The sequence below is a fragment of the Nostoc sp. ChiSLP03a genome (assembly GCF_034531215.2).
Classification (GTDB): Bacteria; Cyanobacteriota; Cyanobacteriia; order Cyanobacteriales; family Nostocaceae; genus Nostoc.
This window is the reverse complement of sequence record NZ_JAVRBQ020000009.1, coordinates 50,966-69,685: the sequence shown is the minus strand read 5'-3', so window position 1 is coordinate 69,685 and position 18,720 is coordinate 50,966. Positions and strand designations below refer to the sequence as shown.

The 18,720-nt window shown below is 40.8% G+C and carries 18 protein-coding genes; 7 read left to right on the top strand and 11 right to left on the bottom strand.

Going from position 1 to position 18,720, the window contains the following annotated elements; genetic code table 11:
* Positions 1–114: 114 nt before the first annotated feature.
* From RMY32_RS01295 to RMY32_RS01285, 3 genes are read right to left on the bottom strand one after another with little or no spacing between them, the layout of a single operon-like run.
* Positions 115–342 carry a PIN domain-containing protein gene (locus tag RMY32_RS01295; protein WP_322713951.1) on the bottom strand — a complete coding sequence of 76 codons (228 nt, stop codon included), beginning with the start codon at positions 340–342 and terminating at the stop codon, positions 115–117.
* Between the two features lie 27 nt (positions 343–369).
* Positions 370–555, bottom strand: coding sequence for a hypothetical protein (locus RMY32_RS01290; protein WP_322713950.1), 186 nt, complete (start codon positions 553–555; stop codon positions 370–372).
* Positions 548–694, bottom strand: a complete 147-nt coding sequence (locus tag RMY32_RS01285) for a hypothetical protein (protein ID WP_322713949.1) — start codon at positions 692–694, stop codon at positions 548–550. Before RMY32_RS01285 ends, RMY32_RS01290 begins: the two co-directional genes overlap by 8 nt.
* A gap of 223 nt (positions 695–917) precedes the next feature.
* Between RMY32_RS01285 and xseA the strand changes: the two genes are divergently transcribed.
* From xseA to RMY32_RS01265, 4 genes are all read left to right on the top strand, one after another.
* A complete protein-coding gene (gene xseA / locus RMY32_RS01280; protein ID WP_322713948.1) occupies positions 918–2,186 on the top strand; it encodes an exodeoxyribonuclease VII large subunit in 1,269 nt (422 codons plus the stop codon).
* A complete protein-coding gene (gene xseB, locus RMY32_RS01275; RefSeq protein WP_099102361.1) occupies positions 2,179–2,406 on the top strand; it encodes an exodeoxyribonuclease VII small subunit in 228 nt (75 codons plus the stop codon). Before xseA ends, xseB begins: the two co-directional genes overlap by 8 nt.
* A gap of 152 nt (positions 2,407–2,558) precedes the next feature.
* Positions 2,559–4,820, top strand: coding sequence for an ATP-binding protein (locus RMY32_RS01270; RefSeq protein WP_322713947.1), 2,262 nt, complete (start codon positions 2,559–2,561; stop codon positions 4,818–4,820).
* A complete protein-coding gene (locus tag RMY32_RS01265) occupies positions 4,817–5,290 on the top strand; it encodes a response regulator (protein WP_322713946.1) in 474 nt (157 codons plus the stop codon). The genes RMY32_RS01270 and RMY32_RS01265 overlap by 4 nt, the downstream gene beginning before the upstream one ends.
* Positions 5,291–5,359: 69 nt before the next feature.
* Here RMY32_RS01265 and RMY32_RS01260 read toward each other — a convergent pair whose 3' ends face one another.
* The 4 genes from RMY32_RS01260 to RMY32_RS01245 all read right to left on the bottom strand — a co-directional run bounded on the left by RMY32_RS01260 (position 5,360) and on the right by RMY32_RS01245 (position 7,746).
* Positions 5,360–5,620, bottom strand: coding sequence for a MoaD/ThiS family protein (locus RMY32_RS01260; RefSeq protein ID WP_322692185.1), 261 nt, complete (start codon positions 5,618–5,620; stop codon positions 5,360–5,362).
* Positions 5,621–5,973: 353 nt separating this feature from the next.
* The gene (gene gatC, locus RMY32_RS01255; RefSeq protein WP_322713945.1) at positions 5,974–6,264 is read right to left on the bottom strand and encodes an Asp-tRNA(Asn)/Glu-tRNA(Gln) amidotransferase subunit GatC; all 291 of its coding nucleotides are present in this window, start codon (positions 6,262–6,264) and stop codon (positions 5,974–5,976) included.
* Positions 6,265–6,340: 76 nt separating this feature from the next.
* On the bottom strand, positions 6,341–6,862 hold the full coding sequence (locus RMY32_RS01250; RefSeq protein WP_322713944.1) for a photosystem I assembly protein Ycf3: 522 nt from the start codon (positions 6,860–6,862) through the stop codon (positions 6,341–6,343).
* 182 nt (positions 6,863–7,044) lie between these two features.
* Positions 7,045–7,746 carry an SOS response-associated peptidase gene (locus RMY32_RS01245; protein ID WP_322713943.1) on the bottom strand — a complete coding sequence of 234 codons (702 nt, stop codon included), beginning with the start codon at positions 7,744–7,746 and terminating at the stop codon, positions 7,045–7,047.
* Between the two features lie 198 nt (positions 7,747–7,944).
* On the opposite strand from RMY32_RS01245, the gene RMY32_RS01240 reads away from it, so the two are divergent.
* A complete protein-coding gene (locus RMY32_RS01240) occupies positions 7,945–8,556 on the top strand; it encodes a glutathione S-transferase family protein (protein WP_322713942.1) in 612 nt (203 codons plus the stop codon).
* Between the two features lie 123 nt (positions 8,557–8,679).
* On the opposite strand, the gene RMY32_RS01235 is transcribed toward RMY32_RS01240, so the two are convergent.
* Positions 8,680–8,907, bottom strand: coding sequence for a DUF167 domain-containing protein (locus RMY32_RS01235; RefSeq protein ID WP_322713941.1), 228 nt, complete (start codon positions 8,905–8,907; stop codon positions 8,680–8,682).
* A complete protein-coding gene (locus RMY32_RS01230; RefSeq protein ID WP_322713940.1) occupies positions 8,879–9,301 on the bottom strand; it encodes a DUF2809 domain-containing protein in 423 nt (140 codons plus the stop codon). Before RMY32_RS01230 ends, RMY32_RS01235 begins: the two co-directional genes overlap by 29 nt.
* Before the next feature lie 838 nt (positions 9,302–10,139).
* Here RMY32_RS01230 and RMY32_RS01225 point away from each other — a divergent pair.
* Positions 10,140–11,510 carry a calcium-binding protein gene (locus tag RMY32_RS01225; protein ID WP_322713939.1) on the top strand — a complete coding sequence of 457 codons (1,371 nt, stop codon included), beginning with the start codon at positions 10,140–10,142 and terminating at the stop codon, positions 11,508–11,510.
* Positions 11,511–11,869: 359 nt separating this feature from the next.
* Here the strand turns inward: RMY32_RS01225 and RMY32_RS01220 are convergent, their stop codons facing one another.
* Together RMY32_RS01220 and RMY32_RS01215 are read right to left on the bottom strand one after the other, a co-directional pair.
* Positions 11,870–12,076, bottom strand: a complete 207-nt coding sequence (locus RMY32_RS01220; protein ID WP_322713938.1) for a hypothetical protein — start codon at positions 12,074–12,076, stop codon at positions 11,870–11,872.
* 131 nt (positions 12,077–12,207) lie between these two features.
* Positions 12,208–12,618 (bottom strand): hypothetical protein, encoded by a 411-nt coding sequence (locus RMY32_RS01215; protein ID WP_409882160.1) that lies wholly within the window; start codon positions 12,616–12,618, stop codon positions 12,208–12,210.
* Between the two features lie 836 nt (positions 12,619–13,454).
* Here RMY32_RS01215 and RMY32_RS01210 point away from each other — a divergent pair.
* Positions 13,455–18,713, top strand: a complete 5,259-nt coding sequence (locus RMY32_RS01210; protein WP_322713936.1) for a DUF4157 domain-containing protein — start codon at positions 13,455–13,457, stop codon at positions 18,711–18,713.
* Positions 18,714–18,720 lie beyond the last annotated feature (7 nt).

Here is an 18,720-nt window from a genome sequence, read left to right as displayed (position 1 = left end):
ATTTAATGTGAAGTTACACATATCTAGATCCCCCTAAATCCCCCTTAAAAAGGGGGACTTTGATATGTTTTTCTGGTTCCTCCCTTTATAAGGGGGGCTAGGGGGGATCGAATTCTATGCAGCTTTATAAAAAATTGGTATTAGTGAATAATTTAAATCCTGAATCCTTTGATAATCAGATAAATTACCCGTAACTAAAGTTAGATTATGACTAATGGCAATTGCAGCAATCATACAATCGGGATAACCAATTCTTTTTCCGGTTGTCTCCAAGTCAGCGTAGATTTTTCCTGCTAATACTGCTTCTGTCAAATCAAAGGATAATATCTCCTGTGAACTCACGATAGTTAAAAATTGCTGAAGACGTTTTTATTGCTTACGTTTTTGCCAACCTTCTACAATTTCCATGACCGTAATTGCAGAAATTGTAGAAATTGTATATTTATCAAACTGGTTTAAGTAACTATTGGCTTTGAAAATAATACGAGTATTTACTCGTTTAATAATTTTTGAAAGAATATCCGTATCAAGTAGAGACTTTTCTACTTCATTCATCTGTTCCAGTGTATCCTCTTTTTTTCATCGCTTCAGCAACAATTTCATCAACAATTTCTGGAACATCAGCATATAATCCCATTAAAGGATCGTTTTTATCCTGAACTTCTGCTAAACGTTCAATTACGTGACTAATCAATTCTGATAAAGTTGATTGACTATTGCCAGAGTTTTTGCTCGTTCAAAGGTGAGTCTGTCTAATTCAAGTTCTATTTTTTCCATTATCGTTTTAAACTCTATTTAGTGATTAATTTAAATTTAATAGATTTTTGAGATATTTTCAGTTTGATTATTCAACAAAATAGCTATCAATTAATGTTATTTGCTAAAATTGATTAGGCTTTTGCTTTCGTATATCTTTGATGACTTTCGACCTTCCCGACTCTCTGATTCTCGATACAGCGCTTTCAGTATCTGGTTTAACTGACTATATCCGTTTGCTGTTAGAGCAAGATGAACAATTGCGGCAAGTTTGGGTAACTGGCGAAGTTTCCAGTGCTAACAACCATCGCAGCGGTTTATTTTTCACGTTGCAAGATCCCGATCGCACCGCCGGTATTAAGTGTGTAGTATGGAATAGCCAATTGCCAAAACTCGCCCAAATGCCTATTCCTGGCGAACAGATAATCATTTTGGGTAGCATTCGCGTCTATCCACAACGGGGAGAGTATCAGTTATCAGTTTGGCAGACTTTACCTGCTGGTGTTGGTTTACAAGCACTGCGCTATCAACAACTCAAAAATCGCTTGCTGGCTGAGGGGTTATTCGACGCGCAAAGAAAGCGATCGCTCCCCATTCATCCCCAAACGATCGCTGTTGTCACTTCACCAACGGCTGCTGCTTGGGGCGATATTCAAAAAACCTTGAAGCAAAGGTATCCAGGTTTACACGTTTTATTTTCTCCCGCGATTGTACAAGGAGAGCAAGCACCAGAATCTATCGTCAAAGCAATTGAGCGGGTGGAAAAAGATGGACGCGCCGAAGTGCTAATTTTATCGCGGGGTGGTGGTGCGGTGGAAGAATTGGCTTGCTTTAATGATGAACGAGTGGTGCGATCGCTTGCTAGTTGTTCTATTCCGGTAATTACTGGGATCGGGCATCAACGAGATGAATCTTTAGCAGATTTAGTTGCAGATGTATGTGTGCATACACCGACTGCGGCAGCGGAAATGGTTGTACCAGCACTTTCAGAGTTGTATACTGAGCATCGGCAGCGAGTTGTCGCTTTACATGAGGTGGTACATGACTTTAGGGAAAATGCTGAGGATCAATTGCAAGTATTACGAAATCGGTTGCGACGTTTGCGGTTAGATCGACAAGTGCAGCAGGAGGTGGACAAGCTAGCTTGGAAGCGTCAGCATTTGGTGCAAATTACCACGGGGCGATCGCAGCAAGCAACGCAGCATTTAGAATTATTGCGGCAGAAGTTGGCTAGTCTTGACCCGAAAGCAGTGTTACAGCGTGGTTATGCGGTGGTGAGAAGGGAAGATGGGGCGATCGCTCGTTCGGCGGCGGAGTTGGAAGTGGGGCAAGAGTTAGTGATTCAGTTGGGGCAGGGTGAAGTTAAAGTGAAGGTTATGGAAGTGAACGAACCGCACAGACGCAGAGGACGCAGAGAGATTAATGGTTAAACGTAAAGGTGCTTCTAGTTCTGAGGAAGGTTGGAATTATGAGGCGAAGGTTGCTGAAATCGAGGGAATTATTACTCGCATTGAGGCGGGTGAATTGGAATTGGAAGCTGTGTTTGACCAATTTGCAACTGCTGTAGAGTATTTGCGTCAGTGCGAAGGTTTTTTGCAGCAGCGACAACAGCAGGTAGATTTGTTGATTGAAACATTAAGCCAAGAGTAGATGCCAAAGAGTCTAGTTTGAGTCTAGGCTAGTGTGAATACAAGAGTTTGCTTTTTAAGTGAGATACAAAATACAGGACTCAAAATCTTAGATATAAAGAGTTTCTGCCTCCTGGAAGCCAGAGTTCTAATGAAGAGTTGGATAAACAGAGAATGACTGATGAGATTATTGATTTGACAAACTGCGATCGCGAACCGATCCACATTCCCAGTTTGATCCAGCCTCACGGGGTTTTACTGGTTTTGCAAGATCCTACCCTGGAAATCGTTCAGGTGAGCAGTAATACTCAGCAAGTTATTGGTCGTCAACCTGATGATTTGCTGGGCAAGTCGCTATCAGATTTACTCAATGTCAAGCAAATTAAACTAATTCAACAATGTCTGGCAGAGGATTTTGAGAGCGTTAATCCCCTAAATATAATCATCAACAAACATCAAAATAAATCAATTCATTTTGATGGGATTGTCCATCGTTTAGATACTATTATTCTTCTGGAATTGGAGCCGAAAAAAGCGAAGGAAAAAACAGGCTTTTTTGACTTTTATCAACAAGTAAGAGGAACCATTACCCGCATCCAGAAAGCACCAACGTTGTTAGAAATGTGCCAAATTGTGGTGACAGAAGTTCGGCGAATCGCTGGGTTCGATCGCGTTATGGTCTACCGATTCGATCGCGAAGGAGCAGGCAGGGTCATCGCTGAAGACACCAATCAGGAAACGCCCTATTTGGATTTACACTATCCGCCCTCTGACATTCCCAAGCAAGCCCGACAGCTATACACCTTAAACTGGCTGCGGCTAATTCCAGATGCTAGCTACCAGCCTGTCACCTTAATTCCAGCGAACAATCCCTTGACAAATCAACCGCTCGATCTCAGTTTATCTATATTGCGGAGTGTTTCTCCAATTCATCTAGAGTACCTGCAAAATATGGGCGTGACTGCCTCTATGTCTATTTCTCTGATGCACGAGCAAAAGCTTTGGGGATTGATTGCCTGTCACCATTCGTCACCCAAATATATTTCTTACAATATCCGCACCATCTGCGAGTTCATTGGACAGGTAATGTCTGTGGAACTGGCAAATAAAGAAGCAAGTGAAGATATTGATTACAAAAGTCAATTAAAGTTATTACAAACTCAATTTGTCGAAGGCTTGTCTCAGGCTGAGTATTTCCTGGATGGCATGGTGCAAATGAAATCTCAATTACTCAATCTGGTCAGCGCCACAGGAGCGGTGATATGTAATGGCGACCAGTATATTCAAGTGGGTAAAACGCCATCGCAGTTAGAGGTTCACGCCTTACTTGATTGGATTAAACCTCAACTGCATCATAACTTGTTTGAGACGCGATCGCTTATGAAAAATTACCCTGCTGCCTCCTTCTTTAAAGCGATCGCTAGTAGCGTGTTAGCTCTGGAAATTTCCAAAGTTCACCACAATTATATTCTCTGGTTTCGTCCAGAGGTGATTCAAACGGTGAATTGGGGCGGCAACCCCAACAAACCTGTGGAAGTTTTCTCAGATGGCAGTTTAAGAATGTCTCCTCGCAAATCCTTTGAATTATGGCAAGAAACGGTGCAAGGAACTGCCCTACCTTGGAAACCCTGTGAAATTGAGGTGGTTACTGAACTGCGAAGCCTGATTGTGGGCGTTGTGTTACGGCAGGCAGACAAACTGGCATCGATGAATTTTGAATTACAACGGAGTAACGAAGAACTTGATTCTTTTGCCTACGTTGCTTCCCATGACCTGAAAGAACCGCTGCGAGGCATTCACAACTACGCTAACTTCTTAATGGAAGACTATGCAGATGTACTAGATAATGATGGAATTGCCAAACTGCAAACCTTGGTGCGGCTGACGCAGCGAATGGAAGACCTGATCAATTCTCTCCTCCATTTCTCGCGGTTGGGACGCGCCGAATTGATCAGGGAATCAGTGAATCTGAATGAGTTAGTGCCCCAAGTGATCGCCATTTTGACCATTTCTCGACCGCAGAGCGAAGTTGAGTTTCGCATTCCTCAACCCCTGAAGAGCGTTCAAGGCGATCGCGCTCAGATCAATGAACTGTTCAGCAACCTGATTAGCAACGCTATTAAGTACAATGATAAACCTAAGAAATGGGTCGAAATAGGTTTTATTGAAGGCAATGGGGAAAGCAAAGTTGCTTCTAATTCTGTAACTTTCTACGTTCGTGATAACGGTATTGGCATCCTCCAAGAACATCTCGACAAAATCTTTCAAATCTTCCGTCGCTTACATGGACGGGATGACTTTGGCGGGGGGACTGGCGTAGGGTTAACCATTGCCCGCAAAATTGTGGAACGTCATGGTGGTAGAATTTGGGTGGAATCTACACCCACTGAAGGTAGTATGTTTTACTTTACCCTGTCGGCAGAGGCAAATACATGACTCAAATTTCAACCTCCCCGATCCTGGAAAAGCCACTACTTTTAATTGTCGAGGATAGCAATGAAGACTTTGAGGCACTGCAAAGATTTCTAGGGCGTTCTACCATTGCGATGGCTATTCAGAGGTGTGTGAATGGAGAAGAAGCCTTGGCGTTTCTTTATCGCACTGGTAGCTATGTGGAGCGCAAAAGTGCGCCCCGTCCTGGCTTGATTGTGCTTGACTTGAACCTACCCGGAACCGATGGACGAGAAGTGTTACGCCGGATTAAACATGATGATAACTTGAAGATGATTCCGGTGGTGGTGTTTACTACCTCTAATAATCCCAAAGATATTGAAGTATGTTATCAATATGGTGTCAACAGCTACATCGTTAAACCAATCAATTTTGCTCAACTGAAACGAGATATTCAGATGCTTGTGGAATATTGGTTTGAAGTGACGACACTGCCTGATTATCCCAAGGATTAGTCATGAGTCATATCATGATTCTGGATGTACAAAACCATACAACCACATCCATAACTCCTAACTGTTTTCCTAACCGCCGCTGACTGGTGGAATCAACACAACCTCATCTCCATCTTGTAGTAGGGTATCTGGTTCGACAAATATCAAATTAATTCCAAAACGGGTTATATCGCGCCATTGTGCGAGTTCAGGGTGTTCAGCTATCAGGCGATCGCATACTGCTTTGACTGGCATACTATTAGGAAATTCCAGCACTAATTCCGAAACCCTAAAGGCTTCTTGATAAGCAGCGAACAATTTGACGGTAACGGTGATTACAGATTTAGACATACAACATACTTTGGCAGTACGAGCAAGTATTTTAATATTTGCTAATAATGTAAACAAATATTTAACATAGAATAAATATGTTTTGCTTCCTTGCCACTTGTGCTTGAAACAAATCTAAGTATAAGCTGTTAAGACTTGCTCTAAGCGTACTCCTACAAAGAAGCAAGCTACGCGATAGCATCTCTAAAAGTTGCTATGCTGTTGGCGTACTCCTGCAAGTGTCGCAGACAAGCCTCTCGTACCATTTTGTATAAGTTAAGTTACGCATAGCGTCTCCTTTTGGCAGAAGAGAAGGCTTTACGCTACGCTATCATCAATCTAAAATTGCAAATCTAAAATTCCAAGTTCTTTGACTATTCAGCATTGAGGATTTTTGGTACTTTGAAAAATTCGCCTTCCTGTTCGGGCGCACTGTTGAGAATACTTTCCCGGTCAGGATAGGGTTGCAATTCATCCTCTCGTGTGATGTTGCTGACATCAATTGCGCGTGTTGTTGGCAGCACATTATTGACATCAAGTTCATTCAATTGTTCGATATAGTCCAGAATACTTCCCAACTGGGAAGTGAATTGTTCCTCTTCTTCTGGAGTCAATTCTAAACGAGCAAGATTGGCTACTTTGTGAACTTGTTCTTGGTCAATCATAAATTGTCATTGGTCATTGGTCATTAATCATTGGTCATTAGTCCCTAGCAAATGACAAAGAACTAATGACTAATAACTAAAAGAATACGTCAATTTGCGATCGCCCGGTGGTTTTGAGCCAGTTTTGAGCTTCGATGTAGTTATTGGGAGCCATGCGAATAGCACGAATCCAATAGTCTGCTGCTTGGTCAAAAAGTGCTTCGCCAGCCTCGTCATCTCCAGCTTCTTTTTCTTTTTCGCCTTGGTAGTGATAAATTACAGCGATGTTGTTCAAGGCTTGGGGCATACGTGGATTCAACTCAATTGCCTTGTGATATAGTTCTAAAGCCTTGTTGTGGTCGCCATTGCTGGCATAGATTAGCCCCATATTGTAGAGTATATAGCCGCGATCGTTGGTATCTTCCTCTAGTGTTAGAGCTTCTTCATAGTATTCCAATGCCTCAGCATATTCCCCTTCCGCTTGGGCTGACATCCCATCTCGATAATAAACAAACGCTTCTTTAGCTTTTTTGTTAGTTGGCAGGATCTTCAAAATGATATCCGCCATCACAGTAAAGGATTTGTCAATAAAATTATCGTTTTTTTGTGTTCTTGGCATATTTCTCTCTGGGTATTGGGCATTGGGGATTGGGTATGGGGCATGGAGAAGAGACAAGGTAGAGCAGGCAGACTTAGGAGAAACTTGTTCAATAATTCCCCCTTGTCCCCTTGTCCCCTTGTCCCCCTATTCTCTCGCCCCTCATCTCTCTCATTTCCCCAATCCCCTAGTTCACTCAATAGTTAATTTAACTGATTTGCGGGGGCGTTCTTCTCACTGAGGGGTACGATACATTCTGAAGTATTATGTCGAGAGTTGTTTACCAAGGTGCTAACTGGATATGCAATCATTGCTGGCGCTGGATAAGGACGCAATAGCTGCTGTAGAGTTTGCGGCGTTTCCACTTGGGAATCTAGCCATAAATCGTAATCTTGTGGCTCCAGAATTACTGGCATCCGCTCGTGGATGGGTTGGAGTAATTCGTTAGCTGCCGTAGTCAAAATTGTACAAGAAATTATTTCTTCGTTAGCAGGCGTTCGCCATCTTTCCCACAAACCTGCAAAACCGAAGGGTTGCCCATCTTGGAGACGAAAATAAAATGGCTGCTTCTTACCTTGTTGGCGTTGCCACTCATAAAAGCCATCAGCTAGCACTAAACAGCGTCTGTACTTAAAAGCCGAACGAAAAGCAGGTTTTTCAGCAACAGTTTCTGCCCTAGCATTAATCAGCTTTGCCCCCATTCCTGCATCTTTCGCCCATGACGGAATTAATCCCCAATGCAACTGCTTAAATTCTCGCTTTTTGTTGTCGGGATTTTGTAACACTGTCGCCACCATTTGCGTAGGCGCAATGTTATATTCCGCTGCCAAATCGGGAACTGACTCGACATGGAAAACTTCAGACAATCCTGCTGCCGAATAGTTTAGAGTAAATCTTCCACACATAGTTTTCTTTTCGACCATTAACTAAATTAAACATCTCAAACTATAAATAAATAATATTTTTTTTATTTTCTCGAATAATTTCCTGTAGTACGTTCAGATACTAAATACAAAAAAATTATCCGGTTTTGGGAAAATCTTTTGGTAAGATATTGTATTTTGAACCTTCACTTCTCAACACATTTCTAACTGTATTTTAACATGGAACTACTGCATCTGTACGATTTTTTACCTTCTGGTCATGGTTATAAGATACGTCTTTTATTGACACAACTAGGTATGCCTTTTGAGAGGATAGAGCTTAACATCTTGAAAGGCGAGACTCGAACCCCAGAATTTTTAAGTAAAAATCCTAACGGTAAGATACCTGTTCTGGAAATCGAGCCAGGGAAATATTTGGCAGAATCAAATGCTATATTAGTTTATCTGAGTGAAGGTACAGAGTTTTTACCTTATGACCGTTTTTTACGAGCGCAGGTGCTGCAATGGTTATGTTTTGAACAATATAGCCATGAGCCTTTTATTGCTACATCAAGATTTTGGATTTCTATTTTAGGTAAAACTGAAGAATATAGTGAAGCTATCAAACAAAAACGCGAACCAGGCTATGCAGCACTTAACTTGATGGATAAACACTTAACTTCTCAAGATTTTTTTGTCGGAGAACGTTATTCGATTGCTGATATCGCTTTGTTCGCCTATACTCATGTAGCTGATGAAGGTGGATTTGATTTAACGCAATATCCTGCTATCCAAGCTTGGATAGAAAGAGTCAAAACTCAACCAAGGTATATCAGTATTACAGAGGCATAAAAATTAGATGAGAGCAATTTACTATCTCTCGTTTCTGATCTCTAGTAGAGAATGTCCTGGGTGGAATGTAGCTCGCATTCAGAAAGCAGCAAAGTCTTCACAAAAGATATTATTAAGCAGCAGTTAGGTATTCGGATCGATTTCCATCAGCTTTTGCCGAGAGGAGAAACCTGACTTAATTCTGATATGAGACTTGGGTACATCAAATTTATCTGCTAGTAGTTTAATTAACTCTTCATTAGCCTTACCATCAACTGGAGGCGATTTTAAATAAACAATCAGACTACCATCAGGTTGTTCTTCAATTTTTTGCTGCTTTGAATTAGGTTTCACCTTGACTTTTTTTTGCATAACTTATTTTGTGTAATTGTCGCAGCCATAACCAGCCCAAAACAGAACCCAATACATAATGAGGAAAATCCCACCAAACAAAAGTCGTACCAAGTAACAATTTACCTATCAAGGTGGCGCGCATTTGCTCTAATAGTGGCGGATGCCAAAGTTGCAAGAATTCTAGTATACAGGTGATGACAAAAACCCATATAGGAATTTGGATTACTGCCGCCCGACTTCTGAAAAACCAAAATGCGAACAGACACCAAAATATTTCGTAAAATACAGCTGCTCCGTAGTCATTAAACCAGTGATGAGCAGGACCATTATAATACTTAAACAAAAATCCCATCGGTACAACGATGAGTACAGAAATAATAATAAATATTGTTTGCTTACGATATCGGAGCATTTCTATAGACTAGAGACTATCCAAAATTTTAGCAGCGGAACGAATAGAAGTCTCCTCTGGGTACTGGGGAAGAAAATATAAGTACAATTTGGTTAGGGTCTAAATCCACATTCAAATTTTCAAGAGTCCAACTACCAAAAACCGCAGCGATCGCTAATTTCCAAAAAGCAGATAAAATTTTTGTAAAGCTCAAGTGTTGTTAAAGATAAAAATTATTCTGGATATATATTAGTTTAACTTATCAATTCAAAAAAATATTGTTTTAATAGAAATTTTTCGTAATTAAACATAATAGTTCTTTAACAAAAAAAATGATATTGAAACCTAACTTAATGACAAAGCTCATAAAACTACAAAGCTGACAACATTAACCAATATAAACCAGTAGATTTTCAAAAATCTTTAATTTTAGGTTTAAAAACACATATTAATGTATTATAAATTATCTTGATTAAGTATTTTTAAGATTTTGTAAAGAACTTTATGTAACCTTGTACTTCATGATAATTAAATAGTTACAGCATGGGTTCAAAAAGTTGGAAACAACCAAAATATTTGACCTAATTACTTAATCATTTGCGTAATCAAGTAATGGATTGTCAGGAAACAAATTATCTAATTTTGTAGAGTAGGCGTTTCGCTTGCAGCTAAGGACTGGCTTTTCAGGTCAGCCCACAGTAAGTAGTTGGATATTTTTTCTTGAGAAGTTCCTAACTAAATAGTTAATGTTTTTTAACATGAGATTACGCAAATGACAAGTAATCTACATTGAACTGATAAATAGTTCTTTGATTGATGCTGAACTTAGATATTTAGTGAGAAATTTAGGAGAGATAATATGGTTTTCGGTACTACAAATCCTGACACGATAAATGGGAGTTCGGGAAATGACACCATAGTTGGTTGGGCTAGTGGTGGTAACGCCAATACTGCCTCCGGTAACGATATTTTGAATGGCTTGGCTGGTAACGATTCCCTCGCAGGTGGCACGGCGAATGACAGTCTTAGCGGCGGAGATGGCAATGATACACTTGATGGGGGTACAGGAAACGACACTCTAAAAGGTGGTGCAGGCAGTGATACCTTCAAAGGCAGTCGGGGTAACGACAACATTGATGGCGGAGATGGCATTGATACCGCAGACTATAGTCAACTAGGTCAAACCATTACCTTATCAGGTGTTGGAACCATTCAAAAAGCTGGAGGATTGGGACAAGACCTACTCTTTAAAGTAGAAAGGGTGATTGCTAATGCTAATGTTGCCAACAACACCATCGATGCATCCCAATCTTTAGCTGGGGTATCTATCGCCGTTAACCTGCAAAGCCGAAGTTTGTCTGCTAATAACGTTCCTGGTTTGGGAACATTGTCATTTACCGCAGTTAACTTTGATAATGTCATCGGCACAAATGCAAATGACAACATTGTTGGCGATAACCAAAATAATCAATTATCCGGTAATAATGGCGATGACACACTGAATGGTGGTATAGGAAATGATACTTTAAAAGGTGGTGCAGGTGACGATAGTTACTTTGTTGACACTACTCTTGATATCATTACAGAGGCTGCGAATTCAGGCATAGATACCGTCCGGTCTTCTGTAAGCTACACATTAGGAGCCAATCTGGAGAATCTGAGACTGAGAGAAGGTGGCAACCTTACCGGGATAGGTAACAGTCTTAACAATTTTCTTTTTGGTAATACTTCTAATAACACTCTAAATGCAAGAGTAGGCGATGATACGCTAGACGGTAGTAATGGCGACGATATTCTCAATGGTGAGGACGGCAATGATAGCCTACAAGGCGGGCCGGGCAATGATATTCTCAATGGGGGATCTGGAAATGATATCCTCATCGGTACTTTTCCTGGTAGTCCGCTTCCACCTGGATTAGGGGAAATTGATAACTTGACTGGCGGGGCCGGGGCAGATAGATTTATCCTGGGGGACGCTGAAAATGTTTTCTATGACGATAACAATACTACGAATCCTGGTTTTGGAGACTTGGCTTTTATTACTGACTTCAACTCTAGCCAAGACCGAATTGAACTCAACGGCTTTTCACAGGATTACCGCTTGCAAGTTGTTGGAAGTAACACACGAATATTCTTAGACAAACTCGGAGCAGAGCAAGATGAAATCATCGGTATTGTGCAGGGGGTAGTGGGTCTCACACTTGATAGTGACAACTTCACTTTTCTATGAGCGGAAAAATACTGGATAAAGTACAAACAATACACTTGCCAGTCCTGAAGGATTAGGTTGCTTATCATCAGGCTCAAACATTAATCCTTCAGCCCAGATTGCCACAGTTCAACCAGGGGACGATTCCGATTTCGACTTTAGACTTCTTGGCATTTGTGGGGAAAAGGGGAAGGGTTAAAGGGTAAAGGTATGGAATTTTACCAAACCCAGTAACCTTTAACCTTTCTCCAACCGGAAAGCAAAAGCTACTTTTGCAAGATGTCTATTTACTATTGCTATTTGGGCATGAAAAAATAACTACTACTAGCGTACTCTCTCTCAAAGAACCTTCTAATAATGTCCGTTGTAAACCTGGTATTTTAATAAATTATCAACTGAAATAAAAGACCAATAAATAGACCAACTATTCCAGCAATCAAACCAGCACAAAAGAAATAGAAAAACAATTCAAAACTTGCTTGAATATTTTGGGTATATCTGAAATAAAATATTGCCCAAATCACTCCAAGTATTCCTAAAATAACTGTTGGAATCGTTACGATTGCTATGACAGTTTGAGTTTTCATTTATATATGTATAGTATTATGAACCGTAAAAGTTTCTAGTTAAACACATAACAGTAACGATCGGAATTCGACAAAAAATAAAAGAAATACGCACGAATAGGATCTATAAACACGTACTTATCCAGAATGGATTATGAATAAAATCTGATGAAAATCAATCCTCCCAAAACAGCTCCTAAAATAATGCCTATAATCCAGAAAATTAAAATCCAAAAGAACCAGGCGAAGCCTTCAGAGCCAATAAAGATAGAACCTGGTGCTTTTTCAGATACCCTCCAACCAACTAAATGACCAATAAAAGCACCAACTATTCCACCAAGCAATCCTCCTAAAAATGAGTAGAAAAATAACTTGAGAGTTACTTGAATATTTTGGCTATACAGTAGATAAATTATTGCCCAAAGCAATCCTATGATTGCTGAGATTAATACTGGTACTATTATATAAAAAATTAGCCCTTTCATCACTTTTTTCACGGTCTTAGCTATGGGTAAACATATAAGGTTCAGACTTAATAGTAACATGACAAAAAATATCGCCATAGGGAGCATCCCAAAGCAAGCAAAAAGAGGGAAAAAACCCAGATTATTCGCGAGTTTCTTCCTTATGTTTGCTGGGATGCTCTCTTAAGGCTAAGGTGGGCTAACAAGCCTCTGAACACTTTTACTGAAGCTTTAGAGGTGTTTATAACGGCTATATATGATCGATTTTTCGATTGGGTTGCCTGGGAAGTTATCGCTCATAATTTAACTATTATTAGCCGAGATACTCTCAAAAATAAAATAAGTAATCACGGTTTTGCTTGAAATTATTACTATCAATTAAGTTTGAGGATGATTTTTAATCATCCTATAAAATTTAGCAAGATAATATAGTTAAAACTGGCTTGGTTATATGTACCAACTAGTGATTATTAACAAATTTTTATATCTGATTTGTTCAGCAGTTTCGCACCGAGAACTAGTCTCAACTTCAGTAATGATTCTCTTGATTGTAGTATTAATTGTAACATCTTGAAGAAGGTGATATTTTCATCATCTAATTTAAAATTTCTCTGGTAGCAATTCTAATCCTGATTTTACTTATACACTAGGAGTCAGTTTTGCATAAAAACATTGTCAACTTAAGAAAGTACTAATATCAAAAGGCAGATTTAAGGATACTTTTCCTCGTGACTAGGGGAACACGGCTGCGTGTTCTCTTTTATCCGATATGAGACTCTTTACAAGCCAGTACTTATCTCCAGGAGCAACACATCTTAATTATTTCTAATTGATTAGCGTTCTAAAATTATCTTGATAATTGCAATTTTGGGTAAATGATAATCAAAACTAATCACCTTGACAAATTGAATCGTCAATAGTTGCAATCAAAACCGATGAAATCCCTCAAAAGTCCCTCATCCAGCTTTTCTAATTTTCAAGCGCCAGAACAAACTCCTCAATTGGCGTATAGACCATTTGGTGGCCAAACTCAAAAAGCATCTTTTACGCCCGTGACACAAACGGATGTAGAGAATGAAGCTGAAGAAAAGATGGAAGTAAGTGGATTGGAATTACAAGCCAAGCATCGGACGATTACGCCAGAGGGACAAGAACGGCTGACTGTATTGCAAGCCAAGATGGATCGATCTTTGAATTCTCGGCTGGAAAAAGCAACTCGATTTGGTCATAACTTTGCCAATATTCCAGTCAGAAGACCAAATACATCAACACCAATTCAAGGAAAACTGACGATTGGGGAGCCTGGAGATAAGTACGAACAGGAAGCTGACCAAACAGCACGTCAGGTGATGCAAAAAATTCATCAGCCACAGAGTGAGAAACTTCAGCGAGAAGAATTATCTGATGAAGAAGAATTGCAAATGAAACCAGAGGGCAGTATTCAGCGCGAGGAACTGCTAGAAGAAGTACAAATGAAATCTTGGGGAGAAACTCCCTCGCTGCAACGGGAGGAACTACCAGAAGAAGAATTGCAAATGAAGCCGCTTGGTACTTCATCCCAGATAATGAATGAGGTAAAATCCCCAAGCAAACCGCTTGGACATGACATTAGTCGAATATCACTGCGGCGTCCACAAACAAAACTGACAGTTAACGAGCCTGGAGACATTTATGAGCAGGAGGCTGATAGTGTCGCCCAATTGGTGATGCAGAGGATGAGCGAACCTGTGCAATCTATCCGACGGGAGGCATTACCAGAGGAAGAAGACCAATTACAAATGAAATCCCTGGCGGATTCTATTACTCCTTTGGTGCAGCGTCAGGGTGGAGGAAGGACAGCCGCAACATCTGAGCTAGAAACTTCAATCCAACAAGCACGTGGCAATGGGCAGCCGCTTGCAGATGATATCAAGCACCCAATGGAGCAAGCATTTGGGGCTGATTTTGGTAGCGTCCGGGTTCATACTGATGCTCAATCTAATCGTTTAAATGAATCTATACAAGCTCGTGCTTTTACCACAGGGCAGGATGTGTTCTTCCGTCAAGGCGAATACTCTCCTGGAAGTGATGCAGGCAAGGAATTACTGGCCCATGAGTTGACGCACGTTGTCCAGCAGAATGGCAGTGCAGTGCAGCCGAAATCTCTTCATGTATCACCAAAAGAAAATAAACTCCAGACAAAAGTGCCGACAACCTCTGCGGGGCATGGGCTAGCTATCCAACTGCGAGAGAATTTTCAAAAACCAAGTGACGAAGATAACCAAAAAAAATTAGAGTCAAAAACTGATACGGAAAACGGCGAACAACAAAATCAGCCTACAACAGAAAAACATCAAGCTATGCCTATACCCCCAGATAATGGTGGAAACGCGGCAACAGACCCACCTCCAACAAAAAAGGTTGGTGCAGCAGTAACTCAGAAACAGGTTGAGGTTGGGGGAAATCAACCAAAAGAGCTTGAGTCAAAAGATACCAAAGTTAATACAGAAAAGGTCGATTCTCAACAGCAAGCTCAAAACAAAGGAGCAGATGTAGGTAAGGTAAACGCAGATTTACTTGGAGGAAACGCAGGGAAAGCGATCGCCGGATTACCAAGAGCAAATGTAGCTAGCACCACAGTAAAATTACTTGATGCAGCTGATGGTAAAAAGGCTCCTACTTCCCCTGAAAATGACCCAGCATTTCAAGCGGTAGCTGGCATAACAAGAGAGGTTGCAGGACTTGAGAAAAAACACCCACCTGCTAATAGCAAAGCCCAAGAAGCCCAAGCGGCAGCCCAACCCCCAGGTAATGAAGTAGACAGCAAAGCGCAAGCCAATCAAGTTGGGGAGATGCAACAAGCCCCAACACCAGGATTTGATGCTGCCGCCTTCAAAGCCAAATTGATGCAGCGCATTGCTGATATGGCTCCCAAGAACTTGGAAGAGGCGGACAACTTTAAAAATAACAATAAACTGGACTCTGTTAAAAGCGATTTGAGCGGTCAGGTTAAAGAAGAACAGAAAAGCTCTCAGGGTCAATTAGAAGAAAAAACTAAAGAAAAACCTGATGCCAGTGGGATTGAGGCTAAACAAGTAACACCACTGCCCAAGAATGAGCCAGGGACACCGCCAACAGGTGTTGATGCAGATAAAGCCGCACCCAAATCTAAAGGACAAGCTGAAGTCGAGGCACCACTGCAAAATGACAGTAAAAAACTTGACCAGCAGATGAAAGAGGCGGATATTACCGAGGAGCAATTGGCAAACTCCAATGAACCGGAGTTTCAAGGCGCACTTGCAGCCAAGAAAGATGCTCAAACCAATGCCCAAGAAGCGCCGCCACAATATCGCCAACAAGAGCAAGGCATACTCGCAACCGCTCAAGCTACGGCAGAAGCTACAGCCCAGCAGCATCTCCAAGCAATGCACGGTATCCGTACTCAAAACCTAGGTCAGGTAGGGGAGCAGCAGATTGGAGCCAAGAGCAAGGATGAGCAAGCACGGGCAAAAGTTGCTGGTGATATTAATAAGATTTATGACAAGACCAAAAGCAAAGTTGAGAAAACCCTCAACGAACTAGACACTCAAGTTATACAAGCCTTTGATGCTGGTGCTGCTGACGCCAAAAAAGCCTTCGAGGATTACGTTGGCAAGCGGATGGACGATTATAAGAGCGATCGCTACAGTGGCTTTTGGGGGCCAGCAAAATGGCTGAAAGACAAATTGTTTGGTATGCCCTCAGAGGTGAACGCTTTTTATCAAGAGGGACGGCAGCTTTACATTAATCAGATGGATGGTGTGATTAACAAAGTTGTCGCCATTATCAGTAAAGGACTGACCCAAGCCAAAGCAGAAATTGCTAGTGGGAAACAGGAGATTCAGAATTATGTTCATCAACTGCCGCAAGACTTAAAAGGAGTTGGTCAACAAGCTGCCGCAGACATTGACAGCAAATTTGAAGAATTGCAACAAAGTGTTAACGATAAGCAAGATGAGCTAATTGACACCCTAGCGCAGAAATACAAAGAAAACTTGGAAGCTGTTGATGCCCGCATTGAAGAGATGAAGGCAGCAAATAAAGGTTTTATTCAAAAAGCTTTCGACTTCATCGTGGGAGTCATCAAGACGATAATTGAACTGACCAAAATGCTTTTGCAAGTGCTAGCGCGAGTTGCTGGCGTAGTTGGGCAAATCCTCAAAGATCCGATTAGTTTCTTGACTAATTTGATCCAGGCACTGAAGCAAGGCTTCCTCAACTTCATGAATAATATCGGGAAGCACCTCCAGCAAGGATTAATCGGCTGGCTGACAGGCACAATGGCAGAAACTGGTATTGAAATGCCAGAAAACTTCGACCTCAAAGGGATCTTTAGTCTAGCGATGCAGCTTTTGGGCTTCACGTATGAAGCAATTCGCGCCCAAGCTGTGAAACGATTGGGTGAAGAAAAGGTCAGTCGGTTGGAACAAACTGTTGATGTATTTCAAGTCTTAGCTAGTCAGGGTGTGGCTGGGATGTGGGAGTTTGTCCAAGAGAAGATGGGCGACCTCAACGCTTTGGTGATTGAACCCATCAAGAACTTTATTATTGAAAAAGTGATTACAGCCGGGATTGAGTGGATTCTCAGCTTGTTGACTCCGGCTTCAGCATTTATCAAAGCTGCTAAGGCGATTTATGAAATTGTCAAATTCTTTATTGAACGCGCCCAGCAGATTGCCGATTTAATTAATGCGATACTGGATGCAATTGGTGCGATCGCTAGTGGTGCGATCGATCAAGCAATCAAGGGTGTTGAAAATGCCCTAGCAAAATCTTTACCTGTAGTTATCAGTTTCCTAGCAAGTCTTTTGGGCTTAGATGGAATTGCCGGCAAGATTCAGGCAATATTCCAGAAGTTGCGGAAACCGATGGAAAAAGCAGTTGATTGGGTAATTGATAAAGGCGCGAAGGCGTTTAAGAAAGTTGGGAACAAGGTTAAGAATAGCAAGTTTGGTAAGAAGGCTGGAGAACTGAAAGATTCGGCGAAGGAAAAATATCAAGCCGGTAAGCAGTGGGTTGAGGATAAGAAAGAAGCTGGTCAGAAATGGGTTGAGAATAAGCAAAAATCCGTTAAGGATAAGTTTGACAAGTTTGGCAATAAAGTCAAAGATAAGTTTGGGTTTGGTAAAGATAAACAGAAAGGAAAGAAAGATCAAAATAGTAAAGACAATACATCACAAGATCAACGAACTCATAATATGAAAAAGAAGGATTTAGAAGCAGCTCGAAAAAAAATGCAGGGAATTATTGCCAAATCTGAGAGTACAAAACAAGTCGAACAACATTTTCCTGCTATTCAAAAAGATTTTGGACTTAAGAAGCTTGAGTGGGAAAAAATAGGCACGCCCTCGGCTAGCGTAATCATGGAAGTTAATCCCAAAGCAATCATTGATCTCTCTGGCTCCGATCTAATACTTAACGAAGGAGATACAACCCATAGTAACAAATTTAAGCAAGAGGTTACTTTTGAAACAGGTAATATTGATAGCAAATACTTGGTTGGAAAAAAGATGGAAGCTACCAAGCTAGGTCCAAATCATCCACAAGGAAGTCCTCCACTTGGGGGCGCACTAAATCTGCTAATGAAGAAGTTACAAACTAATCCTCGTTCAGGTAATCACGAAAAATATATAAAAGGCCACTTGTTAAATGATAACCTTGGTGGCCCAGGAAGCGCACAAAATCTTTATCCTATAACTGCTGATGCAAACAATAAACATGTACGACAAGTTGAAAGTATAGTTAAGGATTGGGTTAATAGTCAGGGCTATTGGGTTTATTACAAAGTTGAAGTTGCTAATGAGAAGGTTGATCTGGCAAATGGAGTCATTAATGCTGATTTAGTTTGTGAAGCAGCTAAACTTGATGTTGATGGGAAAAAATCCTTTAAAGGTGCTATCAAAACAACTATTCATTCGGAATTAGGAGAGAAGAGAAAGGATACAAAAAATGAAATTAATAAGGATGAATTTAGTGATAAAGACGGAATAAAAGACCCATTATTTGATGCTACAAAAGTAGAAGTTTCATCTACTAAAAAACGAAAACGCGGTGAGATGGAAGAAGAAGTAGAACCATCATCTTCTACTGATAGTAAAAACTTAGAAGCTTCATCTACTAAGAAACAGAAAGTTAGTGAGATTGGAGAAGAACTAGAACTGTCAGGGAAAAAATAGAAATAAA

What these genes read in the sequence shown, in the direction of transcription:
- gatC (WP_322713945.1), bottom strand. Translation starts at nt 6,264, where the DNA reads ATGATTGACCAAGAACAAGTTCACAAAGTAGCCAATCTTGCTCGTTTA.
- RMY32_RS01250 (WP_322713944.1), bottom strand. Translation starts at nt 6,862, where the DNA reads ATGCCAAGAACACAAAAAAACGATAATTTTATTGACAAATCCTTTACT.
- RMY32_RS01260 (WP_322692185.1), bottom strand. Translation starts at nt 5,620, where the DNA reads ATGTCTAAATCTGTAATCACCGTTACCGTCAAATTGTTCGCTGCTTAT.
- RMY32_RS01220 (WP_322713938.1), bottom strand. Translation starts at nt 12,076, where the DNA reads ATGAAAACTCAAACTGTCATAGCAATCGTAACGATTCCAACAGTTATT.
- RMY32_RS01290 (WP_322713950.1), bottom strand. Translation starts at nt 555, where the DNA reads ATGAATGAAGTAGAAAAGTCTCTACTTGATACGGATATTCTTTCAAAA.
- RMY32_RS01230 (WP_322713940.1), bottom strand. Translation starts at nt 9,301, where the DNA reads ATGCTCCGATATCGTAAGCAAACAATATTTATTATTATTTCTGTACTC.
- RMY32_RS01270 (WP_322713947.1), top strand. Translation starts at nt 2,559, where the DNA reads ATGACTGATGAGATTATTGATTTGACAAACTGCGATCGCGAACCGATC.
- RMY32_RS01245 (WP_322713943.1), bottom strand. Translation starts at nt 7,746, where the DNA reads ATGTGTGGAAGATTTACTCTAAACTATTCGGCAGCAGGATTGTCTGAA.
- xseB (WP_099102361.1), top strand. Translation starts at nt 2,179, where the DNA reads ATGGTTAAACGTAAAGGTGCTTCTAGTTCTGAGGAAGGTTGGAATTAT.
- RMY32_RS01210 (WP_322713936.1), top strand. Translation starts at nt 13,455, where the DNA reads ATGAAATCCCTCAAAAGTCCCTCATCCAGCTTTTCTAATTTTCAAGCG.
- RMY32_RS01225 (WP_322713939.1), top strand. Translation starts at nt 10,140, where the DNA reads ATGGTTTTCGGTACTACAAATCCTGACACGATAAATGGGAGTTCGGGA.
- RMY32_RS01240 (WP_322713942.1), top strand. Translation starts at nt 7,945, where the DNA reads ATGGAACTACTGCATCTGTACGATTTTTTACCTTCTGGTCATGGTTAT.
- RMY32_RS01265 (WP_322713946.1), top strand. Translation starts at nt 4,817, where the DNA reads ATGACTCAAATTTCAACCTCCCCGATCCTGGAAAAGCCACTACTTTTA.
- xseA (WP_322713948.1), top strand. Translation starts at nt 918, where the DNA reads ATGACTTTCGACCTTCCCGACTCTCTGATTCTCGATACAGCGCTTTCA.
- RMY32_RS01235 (WP_322713941.1), bottom strand. Translation starts at nt 8,907, where the DNA reads ATGCAAAAAAAAGTCAAGGTGAAACCTAATTCAAAGCAGCAAAAAATT.
- RMY32_RS01215 (WP_409882160.1), bottom strand. Translation starts at nt 12,618, where the DNA reads ATGGCGATATTTTTTGTCATGTTACTATTAAGTCTGAACCTTATATGT.